This window comes from Geodermatophilus sp. URMC 64 (genome assembly GCF_053502555.1).
Genome location: NZ_CP199955.1, coordinates 4,767,814 through 4,780,728, shown reverse-complemented (window position 1 = coordinate 4,780,728; position 12,915 = coordinate 4,767,814). Strand labels below are relative to the sequence as shown.

Here is a 12,915-nt window from a genome sequence, read left to right as displayed (position 1 = left end):
AGTCATGGCCACCACCCAGGCCAGCACCGGCGCCCAGGCGCTCCCCGCCGAGGCCGGCACCCCGCCGACCGGCGGCGTCGACCGCGAGTTCACCGTCGAGGCGCGCAGCCAGCGCCAGCAGGTCATCCGCCACTTCCTGCACAACAAGGTCGGCATGACCGGCCTCGTGATCTTCGTGATCATGCTGCTGTTCGGCTTCGTGGGGCCGTTCATCCACGGCGTGGACTACGCGACGCAGAACCGGAACGCTCAGTCGGTGGCCCCCGGCACGGCGGGCTACATCATGGGCAGCGACGAGATCGGCCGCGACGTGCTCGCCGGCCTCATGCAGGGCGTGCAGCGGTCGATGTTCATCGTGCTGCTCTTCGTGGTCATCGCCCTGCCGCTCGGCGTCCTCGTCGGCGCGCTGTCCGGCTACTTCGGCCGCTGGGTGGACAACGTCCTCATGCGGATCGTCGACCTGATCCTCACGGTGCCGCTGCTCGTCGTCCTGCTGGTCGTGGCCAGCAACTTCCCGGGCTCGCGCACCCCCTTGGGCGTCGGCATCATCCTCGGGCTCTTCGGCTGGCTGGACCTCGCCCGCATCGTCCGCAGCCAGTTCCTCTCCCTGCGCGAGAAGGAGTACGTCGAGGCGGCGCACGCGCTGGGCGCATCGAACTCGCGGATCATTTTCAAGCACCTGATCCCGAACGCCCTGGGCTCGCTCATCGTCTGGACGACGCTGGCCGCGGCGACCGCGATCATCCTCGAGGCGTCCCTGACCTACCTGGGCTTCGGTGTGAACGGGGCGAACCAGACCTCCCTCGGCCGCATGGTGTCCGACGGTGTCCAGGCCGCCAGCACCCGGCCCTGGCTGTTCTACTTCCCGGGCATCACGCTGCTGATCATCGTGCTGTCGATCAACCTGATCGGCGACGGCATCCGTGACGCCTTCGACCCGAGCAACCGCCGCGTGCGGGCCTGAGAAAGGGGCTCCATGACCACCGCCCCGGCGGGTGCCACCTCGACCGGCACCCTCCAGCCCGAGCGGGCGCACAGCCTGCCCGGATTCGACCCGAGCGCACCGCTGCTGGAGGTCAGCGACCTGCGGGTCGGCTTCCCGACGCAGGACGGCCTCGTGCACGCCGTCCGCGGCGTCGACTACACGCTGCGCTCCGGCGAGGTGCTCGGCATCGTCGGTGAGTCCGGCTCGGGAAAGTCGGTGACGTCGCTGGCCGTCATGGGCCTGCTGCCGGCCTCGGCGCAGATCACCGGCTCGGTGCGTTACCGCGGCCAGGAGCTGCTCGGCCAGGCCGATCCCGCGATGTCGCGGGTGCGCGGCAAGGGCGTCTCGATGATCTTCCAGGACCCGATGACGTCCCTGGACCCGGTGTACCGCGTCGGGTACCAGATCGAGGAGACGCTGCGGGTCCACGACAAGCGGCTGTCCCGCAAGGCGGCGGAGGCGCGCGCGGTCGAGCTGCTCGAGCTGGTCGGCATCCCGAACGCCGCCGGCCGGGTCCGCTCCTTCCCCCACGAGTTCTCCGGCGGCATGCGCCAGCGCGTCGTGATCGCGATCGCGATGGCCAACGAGCCGGACGTGATCATCGCCGACGAGCCGACGACGGCGCTGGACGTCACGGTGCAGGCGCAGATCCTCGAGGTGCTCGACACCGCGCTCGAGGAGACCGGCGCCGCCATGGTGCTGATCACCCACGACCTCGGCGTCGTCGCCGGGGTCGCCGACCGCGTGCTGGTCATGTACGCCGGCCGGCCGGTCGAGGTCGGCAGCGTGGAGGAGATCTACTACGAGCCGCGGATGCCGTACACGCTGGGCCTGCTCGGTTCGCTGCCCCGCCTGGACAGCACCGGCCGGGAGCGGCTGACCCCGATCGTCGGCTCGCCGCCGTCCCTGGTGAACATGCCGCCCGGGTGTCCCTTCGCGCCCCGCTGCCCGCTGCACATCCCCGAGTGCGACGCCGCCGAGCCGCCGCTGTTCGACGTCGGCCGCGGGCACACCGCGGCGTGCATCCGCACCGAGATCGTCGAGCACGCGCACGGCCACGCCGCCGAGGTCTTCGACGAGACCAGTGCTGACACGCTGCTCGGGGGCGACGCCTACCCGGTCGAGGCCGCGACGGCGTCGCCGGAGGGCGGGCGCGACACCGACGTCCGCACCCCGCCGCCGCACGACCAGACCGAGCCCACCGCCGGCACCGACGACGAGACCGGCACCGTGGTCAGCCCGAAGGGAACCCAGACGTGAGCGAGCTTGCGAGCTCACCCATGAGTGCAGCAGTGCCGCGAACGCGGTCGACGAGCGCCAGCGAGGAGGCCAAGTGAGTGCCCCTGCCGCAGACCGCGTCGCCGCCGCGCGGCACAACGGCGAGCCGATCCTGATGGTGCGCGGGCTGGAGAAGCACTTCCCGATCAAGGGCGGCGGGCTGATCAAGCGCACCGTCGGCGCGGTCCGCGCCGTCGACGGGCTGGACCTGGACCTCTACCCGGGCGAGGTGCTCGGGCTGGTCGGTGAGTCCGGCTGCGGCAAGTCGACGACCGGCCGCGCGATCCTCAACCTGCAGCCGGCCACCGGCGGCTCGGTGAAGTTCGAGGGCCGGGAGCTCGTCGGGCTGGGCCGCAAGGAGATGCGGCCGCTGCGGCGCGACATCCAGATCGTCTTCCAGGACCCGTACGCCTCGCTGAACCCGCGGCTGCCGGTGTTCGACATCGTCGCCGAGCCGCTGATCATCCACGGCCTGACGAAGAACGACCAGGAGTTGCGGGCGCGCGTCCGCGAGCTGGTGGAGCGGGTCGGGCTCAACCCCGAGCACACCAACCGGTACCCGGCCGAGTTCTCGGGCGGCCAGCGGCAGCGCATCGGCATCGCGCGGGCGCTGGCGCTCGAGCCGAAGGTGCTGGTGCTCGACGAGCCGGTCTCCGCGCTCGACGTGTCGATCCAGGCCGGCGTCATCAACCTGCTCGAGGACCTCCGGGACCAGTTGGGCCTGTCCTACCTGTTCATCGCGCACGACCTGTCGGTGGTCCGGCACATCTCCGACCGGATCGCGGTCATGTACCTCGGCAAGATCATCGAGGTGGCCGGCCGGGACGAGCTGTTCGAGCGGCCGGCCCACCCGTACACGCAGGCGCTGCTCTCGGCGATCCCGCTGCCCGACCCCCGCCGCGAGCGGGAGCGCCAGCGGATCATCATCAGCGGCGACGTCCCCAGCCCGGCGAACCCGCCGTCCGGCTGCCGGTTCCGCACCCGCTGCCAGAAGTTCGCCAACGTGCTCAGCGACAGCGAGCGGCAGCTGTGCATCAACGAGGAGCCCGCGCTCGAGGACCGCGGCGCCGGCCACCCCAACGCCTGCCACTACGCCGAGGCGGTCAAGGTCCTGTAGGGCAACGGAAGCTCTACCCCTCGATCCGCGCGGATCGGGGGGGTAGAGCTTCCGATGCCCCGACGGGTCGGGACGGCGGCATAGGAAGATGGCCCGCGTGATCTCAGACCGGCGGATCCTCCTCGTGCACGCCCACCCGGACGACGAGTCCATCAACAACGGCGCCACCATGGCCCGCTACGTCGCCGAGGGCGTCGGCGTCACCCTGCTCACCTGCACGCTGGGTGAGGAAGGCGAGGTGCTGGTCCCTGAGCTGGCGCAGCTGGCCGCCGACCAGGCCGACCAGCTCGGCGGGTACCGGATCAGCGAGCTCTCCGCCGCGATGGCCGCGCTCGGCGTCACCGACCACCGCTGGCTGGGCGGGGCGGGCCGCTACCGCGACTCGGGGATGATGGGCACGGCGGCCAACCAGCACCCGCGCGCCTTCTGGAACGCCGACCTCGAGGAGGCCGCCGCGCACGCGGTGGCCGTCGTCCGCGAGGTGCGCCCGCAGGTCGTCGTCACCTACGACGAGAACGGCGGCTACGGCCACCCGGACCACATCCAGGCCCACCGCGTGGCGATGCGCGCGGTCGAGGCCGCCGCCGACCCGGACTTCCACCCCGAGCTCGGCGAGCCGTGGCAGGTGGCCAAGGTCTACTGGTGCGCCCTGCCGCGCTCGGTGGTGCAGCAGGGCATCGCGGCGATGGCCGAACTCGGTGAGGCCTCGCCGTTCGAGGGCCTCGGCGACATCGAGGAGGTCGACTTCGTCGTGCCCGACGAGCTGATCACCGCCGCCGTCGACGCCCGCGCCCACGCCCACCGCAAGGACGCCGCCCTGCGCGCCCACCCCACCCAGATCACCGTCGACGGGCCGTTCTTCGCGCTGTCCAACAACCTCGGGCAGGAGGTGCTGGGCACCGAGTACTACCGGCTCGTCCGCGGCGAGCGCGGTCCGGCCGGCCCGGGGGAGCAGGGCTGGGAGGACGACCTGTTCGCCGGCCTGACCGGATGAGGCTGCTCGCGCTCGCCGGCTGGGGCGTCGCGGCCCTCGTCGTCGGCGCCTGGCTGGCGCTGGTCGAGGTGTTCTGGCTGCCGCTGCGGGTCGGCGGCGTGCTGGTCCCGGTCTCCGTGCCGGCCGCGGTCGTGGGCAACCTGCTGGTGGTCGGCACCGCGTACCGCTGGTCGGGGTCCCGCGTGGTCGCCGTCCTGCCCGCCCTGGCGTGGGGCGCCGTGGCGATCGCCGCGACACAGCGTCGCCCGGAGGGCGACCTGGTCGTCGTCGGCACGGGGGCGCTGGGGTACGTCGGCCTGGCGTTTCTGGGGCTCGGCGTGGTGGCGGCGGCGTTCGCGGTCGGCCGTGTGCTGGCCGCGCCGCGGCCGCTACCGGTTCAGGAGGACGACGGCGCCACCCGGTAGTGGTAGCGGTGGTGCTCGGTGAAGCGCAGCCGGCCGTAGAGCGCCAGAGCCGGTGCGTTCGAGGTCGTCACCTGCAGCAGGCAGGAGTGCCCGCCGCGCTCGGCCGCCCATCCGGCGAGGCCGGCCATCACCGCCGTCGCCAGGCCGCGGCGGCGGTGCCGCTCGTCGACGGTCACGGCGGTCACCACGAGCCAGCCGTCGACGACGACGCCGCGGGCGACCGCGGCCAGCGGGGCGGGGTCCGGGTCGAGGCGGACGGCGGCGAACGCCGGCTCGTCGGCGGCCATCAGGACCTCCCGCGCCACCGGCGGCAGCGGCGTCCCGCGGTACCGGTAGCCGGTCAGCCAGGCCTCGTCCGGCTCGGGCGCCAGGTCGACGGCGACCGCCGGGACGGGCCAGCCCGCCAACGGCGCGGTCAGCACCAGCACGTCCTCGTCCCGGGACCACCCCGCGGCGGCGAACGCCGCGTCGGCCGCCTCGGCACCCGGCAGCGGCACCTGCGCGCGGGGCCGCAGCCCGCGCGCGGTGTACCAGCGGGTCACCGTCTCGACCGCGGCCGTCTCCGGCGGGTCGCCGACCGCCAGCACGGAGTTGGCCCGGCCGGTGAACCCGCCGCCGGCGCGCAGCAGCCAGTCGCCGTAGCGCTCCCGCTCCAGCCCCCGCCAGCTCTCCGCGGAGATCCGCTCGAGCTCCGCGACGGTCGGCTGCTCGGCGACGGTGGGCACCAGGAGATGGTGCCTCAGCGGTGCAGGTCGGCCGGCAGGGACCGGGCGGTCAGCCAGTCGAGGAACTGCCCGGCGGGCATCGGCCGGGCCACGTGGAAGCCCTGGGCGATGTCGCAGTTCCACGCGCACAGGGCGGCGAGCGCGTCGGCGTCCTCCACGCCCTCGACGACCATGGTCATGCCGAGGTCGCGCGACAGCTGCAGCGTGCTGCGGACGATCGCCGCCGCCCGCGGGTCCGAGGTGAGGTTGCGGACGAAGCTGCGGTCGAGCTTGAGCTCATGGACCGGCAGCGCCCGCAGGTAGGCCAGCGAGCTGTAGCCGGTGCCGTAGTCGTCGATGGAGAGCTTCACGCCGAGCCGGCGCAGGCCGTCGAGCACCTGCTGGCTGCGGGCGGCGTCGGCCATGAGGACGTCCTCGGTGATCTCCAGCGTGAGCGCCGGGGCGGGCACGTCGAGGCTGTCGAGCAGCATCGCGACCTGCTCGGGCAGGGCGACGTCCTGCAGGTTGGAGACCGACAGGTTGACCGCGACCGACAGCTCGTGGCCGGCCGCGCGCCACGACCGCAGGTCCGACAGCGAGCGCTCCAGGACCCGCAGCGCGAGCCGGCGCATCAGCCCGGCCTGCTCGGCCAGGGGCAGGAAGACGTCTGGGGTGAGCAGTCCGCGCCGCGGGTGCTGCCACCGCACCAGCGCCTCGACGCCGACCACCGAGCCGGTGCGCAGGTCCAGCTTGGGCTGGTAGTAGGGCACCAGCTCCTCGGTGTCGAGGGCCGACCGGAGCTGCTCCAGCGTCTCGAGCCGGTTGCGGGAGTCCGGGGTGCCGTCGGGCGCCCAGACCTCGAACCCGTGCCGGTCGCGCTTGGCCGCGTACATGGCGGTGTCGGCGCGGGCGAGCAGCAGGGACCGGTCGCGGCCGTGGTCGGGGCAGAGCGCGATGCCGATGCTCGCGTCGATGTGCAGCGGCATCCCGTCGAGGACGAAGGCATCGCGCAGCGCGGCTCCGAGCCGGTGGGCCACCTCGTGGGCCCGGGGGCGGTCGGCGTCCGGCAGCAGGACGGCGAACTCGTCGCCGCCCATGCGGGCGAGCAGGTCACCGGGCTGCAGCGCCTTCTCCAGCCGCGGACCGACGAGGCAGAGCAGGTCGTCGCCGACGCTGTGCCCGAAGCTGTCGTTGATCTCCTTGAAGCGGTCGAGGTCGATCATGAGGACGGCGCAGCTGCGGGCCGCGTCGTCGTAGACGGTCCGCTCCAGCTCCTCGATGAACCGGCGGCGGTTGGGCAGGCCGGTCAGCGGGTCGTGGTGCGCCTCGTCGGCCAGCTGCTTCAGCCGCATCTGTTCCACGGCGCGCAGCACGGCGTTCTCCACGACCAGCGCACCCTCGAGGGTCACCCGGCGCACGGCCTCGCGGATCTCCGGCGACCAGGCGCCGGTCGAGGTGGTCGAGCCGGTGACGACCAGGCCCATGAGCCGGTCGCCGGCCAGCAGCGGGATGCTCACGTAGGACTTCAGGTCCAGCGCTTCGGTCAGTCGCGGGTCGATGAGGTCGCTGGCCGCCGCGTCCTCGACGAACACCGGCAGCCGCTCCTCGACGGTGTGCCGCCAGAGCTTGACGTCGGCCGCCGGGCTGCCGATCACCTGCTGCTGGATGACCTCCTTGTGCGCGTCGGGCCAGCCCACGTGGCGCACGTCCTCGATGAAGCCGTCGGCGTCGACCTTGTAGGCGGCGCTGCGCTCGGTGCCCACCAGCCCCTGCACGGCCCGGGCCAGCACCTCGGCCGCCTCCGGGACGCTCGTGGCGTGCGCGCCGTCGACCAGCAGCCGGCGGACCACCTCGGCGGTGGCCAGCGACGCCGCGCGGGCGTGGCTGGTGCTGACCTGCTCGAGGACGCCGCCGAGGTAGGCGCCGGCGGCCGAGGCCATCCGGCGCACCTCCTCGGAGAAGGGGCGCAGCCGGGGGCTGTCGAGGATGAGGACACCGGCCACGTCCGGCGCGCGGCCCAGCGGCACGGCCAGCGCGGACGCGATGGAGAAGGTGTCGGCCCACCATCCGGAGAGCAGTTCGGAGTCCCGGTCGGCGGCCATCGGCTCGCCGGTGCGCAGCACGGTCTCGGCCAGCGGAAGCGCAGCCGCGGCGGTGCGGAACTGCTGCCACTCCGCCTCGTCCCGCCGTCCGTCCGCGTAGCCGGCCATGCGGGGGACCAGCCGGCCGTCCTCCAGCAGGAAGACGCAGGCCCGCTCGACCTCGCCGAGCTCGGCGAGCTGACGGCAGGCGACGGACAGCACGTCCTCGATCGAGTCCGCCTGGTGGGCTCGTTCGACCAGCCCGAGCAGAACCTCGGCGGAGTCCAGCCGGCGGCGCTCGGTGCGCCGCCGCCAGGCCTCGGTCAGGGCGAGCGCGATGCCGGGCACGGCCTGGCGCAGGGGAGCGGGGGAGGCAGCCGCGGCCGGCTCGATCGTGAGGACGCCGACCACCTCACCGTTGCGGATCAGCGGCTCGCCGTGCGCGGACCGGATGCCGTAGCGGGCGGCCTCCTTGTCGGCGGCCCGGCGGCCGTCCGCGCGGACGACGACGGGCCGGCCACCGTTGATCACCGCGGAGACGAACGGGGAGCGCGACACCGTGAGCGGGTTCCTGAGCAGCGTGTCGTCGGCCACGGCGGCCCCGGGGCAGACCGACTGCCGGTACGGCGTGGCCGTGCCGGTGGTCGCCTCGTGCACCCAGACCGAGACACGGGACGCGCCGAGCGCTCTCCTCAGCCGGCCGAGCTCGTGGTCGAGGGCGGCCCCGGCGTCGTAGGGCGAGCCGGGCGCGGCCGGCCGGTGCGGCGGCAGACCGGGGCGCGGCGCGGGGACGCGCGGCCGCGTCCCGAGTGCCCGTCGAGCCTGGACCGATGTCACGCTGGCGAGATCGGCACCGGCCCGCGGGGCTTGAGCCGGTTCTCCGGGCACCACCCCTGCGGGGGAGGTCCGGGCCGCGGGGGAGGGCGTCGCGCTCGCCCGTCCGCGGGAGGTGATACTTATTGCCGCGACAAAACAGATCGCGGCTGCGGCCGGCGGTCGCTGCCCGCGCGTCCCCGGGAGGGAACCACCGTGACCTACGTCATCACTCAGCCCTGTGTCGACGTCCTCGACAGGGCCTGCATCGACGAGTGCCCGGTGGACTGCATCTACGAGGGCGAGCGGATGCTCTACATCCACCCCGACGAGTGCGTGGACTGCGGCGCCTGCGAGCCGGTCTGCCCGGTGGAGGCCATCTACTACGAGGACGACGTCCCGGACAAGTGGAAGGACTTCTACAACGCCAACGTGGAGTTCTTCTCCGACCTCGGCAGCCCCGGCGGCGCCGCCAAGACCGGCAAGATCGCCAAGGACCACCCGCTCGTGGCCGCGCTGCCGCCGCAGGGCGAGGGCCACTGACCACCGCTGAAGCCGGCGCGGCCGCGCGGCGGCTGCCCGACTTCCCCTGGGACGCCCTGACCGAGGCACGGGCCCGCGCGGCCCGGCACCCGGGCGGCGTGGTCGACCTGTCGATCGGCACCCCGGTCGACGACACGCCCGCGGTGCTGGCACAGGCACTGAGCGCCGGCGCGAACTCGCCCGGCTACCCGACGGCGCTGGGCACTCCGGCGCTGCGGACGGCGGCGGCGGACTGGCTGCGCCGGCGGCTCGGCGTCGTGCTCGCCGACCCCCACGGCGCGGACCCCTCGATCATCCCCACGATCGGCTCCAAGGAGCTGGTCGCGCTGCTGCCCACGCTGCTCGGGCTGTCCGGCAGCGGGACGGTGCTGATCCCGGAGGTCGCCTACCCGACCTACGAGGTCGGCGCGGTGCTCTCCGGGCTGGCCGCGCACCGGACCGACGTCCCGCCGGACGACGCGACCGGCGTCGTCCTCGTCTGGCTCAACTCGCCGGGCAACCCGCACGGCCGCGTGCTGACCGACGACCAGCTGCGGGGCTGGGTCGCCTGGGGCCGCGCGCACGGGGTGCCGGTCGTGGCCGACGAGTGCTACGTGACGCTCGGCTGGGACGTCGAGCCGCGGTCGCTGCTGCATCCCGCGATCGCCGGCGACGACCACATCGGCCTGCTCGGCGTGCACTCGCTGTCCAAGCAGTCCAACGCCGCCGGGTACCGCGGCGGCCTGCTCTCGGGCGACCCGGCGCTGGTGCGGCGGGTCTGGGAGGTGCGCCGGCATCTCGGGCTGCTCGTCCCGGGGCCCGTGCAGGAGGCGATGGCCGCCGCGCTCGCCGACGACGCGCACGTCGCGGAGCAGAAGGAGCGCTACCGGGCGCGGCGGGCGCGGCTGCTGGCCGCCGTCCGCCGGGCCGGGGCGCGGGTCGACCACTCCGAGGCCGGGCTGTACCTGTGGGTCACCCGCGACGAGGACTGCTGGACGACGATCGACTGGCTGGCCGGCCTGGGCATCGTCGCGGCGCCCGGCACCTTCTACGGCGCGGCCGGCGCGAAGCACGTGCGCATGGCGCTGACCGCCACCGACGAGCGGATCGACGCGGCCGTCGAGCGCCTGGGCAGGTGACCGCGGGGGTCGTCGTCCCACCCGGGCTGGCGGCGTCGATGACGGCCGTCCACGGGTCGCGCGGCGCGGACTGGTGCGCCCGCCTGCCCTCGCTGGTGGCCGACCGCGCGCGGCGGTGGGGGCTGTGGCTGGACGCGCCGTTCGCCGCCGACCACCACTTGGTGGCGCCCGGGCGGCGCGCCGGCGAGGAGGTCGTCCTCAAGCTCGGGATCGCCACCGCGGAACAGGATCTGGCGCGGGAAGCGGGGATCCTCGCCGCCTGGGACGGCTGCGGCGCAGTGCGGCTGCTGGACGCCGACCTCGACGATCCGGACGCCGTCGCGCTGCTGTTGGCCCGCGTGCGGCCGGGCACCGACCTGACGGAGCTGCCGGACGACGAGGCGTTCCCCCTGATCGGCGGGGTGGCGCGGGCGCTGCACCAGGCCGGGACGCCGCGTCCGGCCGTCGCGCTCGACCCCGCCGGCCTCGCCGACCTGCGCACCGGCCATCCGCTGCTGCCGGACGGGCTGACCGCGGCCGCCGCCGTGCTCCGCGACGAGTTGCTGAGCACGTCGGCCGCCGCGGTGCTCTGCCACGGGGACCTGCACCACGGCAACGTCCTGCGCCGCGGCGACGGCGCGGTGGCGATCGATCCGCGGGGCGTGTGGGCCGAGCCCGCGCTGGACGTCGCGGTGGCGATGCTCAACCCGCTCGGCACGCTGCCGCAGGAGCCTTCCGCGCTCGCCCGATTGCTGGAGCGCCGGCTGGCGCTGATCTGCCCGGCGATGGACGTCGACCTCGAGCGCGGCCGCGCGTGGACGGCGGTCTACGCGGTCGTCTCCGCGCTGTGGAGCGCGGAGGACGGGCTCGGGATCGAGGAGGAGAGCCTCGCGGTCGCCGCCGTCCTCGCCTGAACGGCAGGAGGCGCCGGCCCCTGAGCGGGACCGGCGCCTCCGTGGTGGTGCGGGGCTACTTCGTGCGGAAGTTGGCCGAGAGGGTCGAGCCGTCGGCCGCCGTCATGGTGAGCCGGTAGCAGCTACCGGCACCGGTCGGCGTCTTCCAGTTGTAGACGTACTGCCCGGCCACCGTGTCGTACCGGAGAACCGTGCTGCCGGCAGGGGCAAGGACCTCGATCTCGTCGACCTGAGCGGTCGGGCTGCAGGAGGTCCGGACGGCATTCAGGCTCACGATGTCCGTCGCGGTGAGCTCGGTGCTGCCGGCGAACAGCTCGAACTTGACCGGAACGGTGCTGCCGCCCTTCACCGTGTTGACCGTCGATCCCATGTCGACCGGCTGGTAGAAGCCGCGGGCGGTCCACGGGAGCACCGTGTAGGCCTGGGTGGCCGTGCCGGTTCGCCCGGCGTTGTCGGTCGCCGTGGCGGTGAGGGTGTGGGAGCCGACCGCCGTGCTGTACCCGGTGACGGAGCAGCCGGCCGGCCCCGACGTGGGGTCGCTGGCCGAGCAGGTCGGAGCCGGCGGCACGGAGCCGAAGTAGACCGAGCCGACGGGGTTGCCGTTGAAGGTGGCAGTCGGGTCGTCCAGGTCGATCTTGAAGCTCTCGGTGACCTGGCCTGCCGGCGTCGTGTTGCCCGCGTTGTCGGTGAATGCCGGGCTGCCCACCAGGACGTTGGAACCCTGTCCCACGGACGCGGCCGTGGCAGTGGCGCTCGCCGGCCCGGACGTGGCGTCCGTTGCGGTGAACGTCGCGGTGACGGGAGTGACGAACCAGCCGTTCGAGCCGGCGGTGCCCGCGGCGCTCGTGTAGCTCACCGAGGGCGCTGTGGCGTCCCGCTTGATCGTCACGTCGACGGGGCCGGCGGACCCGCCGGCACTCGTCGCCGAGCAGCTGTAGGTCGTCGCCGCCTGGTCGGCCGTGATGCTCTGGTCGGCGCAGTCCGTCTTCTGCAGCGAGTTCGGCGACTCCGGCTCGCTGACGTTCCAGGTGAGCGAGACGTTGCTCTTGTACCAGCCGTTGTCGCCGTCCGGCGACGCCGGGTTCACGCTGGACGCGATCACCGGTGCCGAGGGGTCGACGATGGTGTACGTCTCGGACGCGCTCGCCGTCAGGCCGCCGCCGTCGGTGTACGAGCAGCTCGCCGTCTGGTTGCCGAGACCGTCGGAGGCGTAGATGCCCGTGGGCGGGCTCAGCGTGGCGACGAACGAGCTGTTGCCGTCCTCGGCGTCCGTGACCTGGCAGCTGGCAGTCGGCACCGCGCCCTTGTCGTAGATCGCTCCACCCGTGACACCCGTGACCGCGATCGCGGGGGCGGTGTTCGGGGGTGGGACGACGTTCACCGTGAACGCCGCGGGCGCGAGGTTGAACGTTCCCCCGGTGTTGTTGCTCGTTTGCGACACGGAGACGGTCGCCGAGCCCAGCGCCACCGGGGTGACCGTCACGGTCTTGGTGTCACCGCAGCTCTCGAACGTCACGGAGGACGGGGACACGGTCGCCACAGCGGGATTGCTCGAGGTGACGCTGAGGCTCAGCTTGCTGGCGGCGGTCAGGTTGCAGCCGCTCTTGCCGTCACCGTTCCGCGGGGTCACGGTGAGCTGAGTGGTGCCGTTGGCGCCGCCGACGTTCAGCGGCATGACCTCGGCGACGGTGTCAACCGTCGCGTCGATGGTGTTCGATATGTCGTCGGCGGCCGCAAGGCCGCCTCCGGTGATGAGCAGGCCTGTGACGAGTGCCGTCAGGACCTGGGATCGCGTGCGCGTCCGCATGGAGGTACCCCCGTACCGAAAGAGGGCTCAGCAGAGCCCGGAGGACACCGCGAGGGGTTCGCTGCTCGCTCCCCGGGGCCCAAGCGACCAGATGAAGGCCCAGGATCAGTGCGTCGCGGTCTGTCGGTAGAGACGCTAGGGCGCAATCGCTTGCACGCCCATGGCCAGCCCGTTGAGA

The 12,915-nt window shown here is 73.5% G+C and carries 11 protein-coding genes; 8 read left to right on the top strand and 3 right to left on the bottom strand.

Annotated features, from left to right (window positions below; all coding sequences use genetic code 11):
- Window positions 1-4 precede the first annotated feature (4 nt).
- The 5 genes from ACWIYF_RS23420 to ACWIYF_RS23400 all read left to right on the top strand — a co-directional run bounded on the left by ACWIYF_RS23420 (window position 5) and on the right by ACWIYF_RS23400 (window position 4,778).
- Window positions 5-964, top strand: a complete 960-nt coding sequence (locus tag ACWIYF_RS23420) for an ABC transporter permease (RefSeq protein ID WP_448625219.1) — start codon at window positions 5-7, stop codon at window positions 962-964.
- A gap of 12 nt (window positions 965-976) precedes the next feature.
- The gene (locus tag ACWIYF_RS23415) at window positions 977-2,245 is read left to right on the top strand and encodes an ABC transporter ATP-binding protein (protein WP_448625218.1); all 1,269 of its coding nucleotides are present in this window, start codon (window positions 977-979) and stop codon (window positions 2,243-2,245) included.
- A 73-nt stretch (window positions 2,246-2,318) separates the two neighbouring features.
- Complete coding sequence (locus tag ACWIYF_RS23410; protein WP_448625217.1) at window positions 2,319-3,380, top strand: ABC transporter ATP-binding protein; 1,062 nt, start codon at window positions 2,319-2,321, stop codon at window positions 3,378-3,380.
- A gap of 97 nt (window positions 3,381-3,477) precedes the next feature.
- Window positions 3,478-4,374, top strand: a complete 897-nt coding sequence (gene mshB, locus ACWIYF_RS23405) for an N-acetyl-1-D-myo-inositol-2-amino-2-deoxy-alpha-D-glucopyranoside deacetylase (RefSeq protein WP_448625216.1) — start codon at window positions 3,478-3,480, stop codon at window positions 4,372-4,374.
- Window positions 4,371-4,778, top strand: a complete 408-nt coding sequence (locus ACWIYF_RS23400; RefSeq protein ID WP_448625215.1) for a hypothetical protein — start codon at window positions 4,371-4,373, stop codon at window positions 4,776-4,778. Before mshB ends, ACWIYF_RS23400 begins: the two co-directional genes overlap by 4 nt.
- On the opposite strand, the gene ACWIYF_RS23395 is transcribed toward ACWIYF_RS23400, so the two are convergent.
- Together ACWIYF_RS23395 and ACWIYF_RS23390 are read right to left on the bottom strand one after the other, a co-directional pair.
- On the bottom strand, window positions 4,751-5,503 hold the full coding sequence (locus ACWIYF_RS23395; protein WP_448625214.1) for a GNAT family N-acetyltransferase: 753 nt from the start codon (window positions 5,501-5,503) through the stop codon (window positions 4,751-4,753). The two genes, ACWIYF_RS23400 and ACWIYF_RS23395, sit on opposite strands and share 28 nt — an antisense overlap.
- Window positions 5,504-5,517: 14 nt before the next feature.
- A complete protein-coding gene (locus ACWIYF_RS23390) occupies window positions 5,518-8,400 on the bottom strand; it encodes a bifunctional diguanylate cyclase/phosphodiesterase (RefSeq protein WP_448625213.1) in 2,883 nt (960 codons plus the stop codon).
- A 192-nt stretch (window positions 8,401-8,592) separates the two neighbouring features.
- On the opposite strand from ACWIYF_RS23390, the gene fdxA reads away from it, so the two are divergent.
- Genes fdxA through ACWIYF_RS23375 form a run of 3 tightly spaced genes read left to right on the top strand, consistent with a single transcriptional unit; the run spans window position 8,593 to window position 10,930 of the window.
- Window positions 8,593-8,919, top strand: a complete 327-nt coding sequence (gene fdxA / locus ACWIYF_RS23385) for a ferredoxin (protein ID WP_448625212.1) — start codon at window positions 8,593-8,595, stop codon at window positions 8,917-8,919.
- On the top strand, window positions 8,916-10,037 hold the full coding sequence (gene dapC, locus ACWIYF_RS23380; RefSeq protein WP_448628794.1) for a succinyldiaminopimelate transaminase: 1,122 nt from the start codon (window positions 8,916-8,918) through the stop codon (window positions 10,035-10,037). Before fdxA ends, dapC begins: the two co-directional genes overlap by 4 nt.
- Window positions 10,034-10,930, top strand: coding sequence for an aminoglycoside phosphotransferase family protein (locus ACWIYF_RS23375; protein ID WP_448625211.1), 897 nt, complete (start codon window positions 10,034-10,036; stop codon window positions 10,928-10,930). Before dapC ends, ACWIYF_RS23375 begins: the two co-directional genes overlap by 4 nt.
- A gap of 55 nt (window positions 10,931-10,985) precedes the next feature.
- Here ACWIYF_RS23375 and ACWIYF_RS23370 read toward each other — a convergent pair whose 3' ends face one another.
- On the bottom strand, window positions 10,986-12,737 hold the full coding sequence (locus ACWIYF_RS23370; protein ID WP_448625210.1) for a PxKF domain-containing protein: 1,752 nt from the start codon (window positions 12,735-12,737) through the stop codon (window positions 10,986-10,988).
- Between the last annotated feature and the right edge of the window lie 178 nt (window positions 12,738-12,915).

What these genes read in the sequence shown, in the direction of transcription:
- ACWIYF_RS23420 (WP_448625219.1), top strand. Translation starts at nt 5, where the DNA reads ATGGCCACCACCCAGGCCAGCACCGGCGCCCAGGCGCTCCCCGCCGAG.
- ACWIYF_RS23415 (WP_448625218.1), top strand. Translation starts at nt 977, where the DNA reads ATGACCACCGCCCCGGCGGGTGCCACCTCGACCGGCACCCTCCAGCCC.
- ACWIYF_RS23400 (WP_448625215.1), top strand. Translation starts at nt 4,371, where the DNA reads ATGAGGCTGCTCGCGCTCGCCGGCTGGGGCGTCGCGGCCCTCGTCGTC.
- ACWIYF_RS23370 (WP_448625210.1), bottom strand. Translation starts at nt 12,737, where the DNA reads ATGCGGACGCGCACGCGATCCCAGGTCCTGACGGCACTCGTCACAGGC.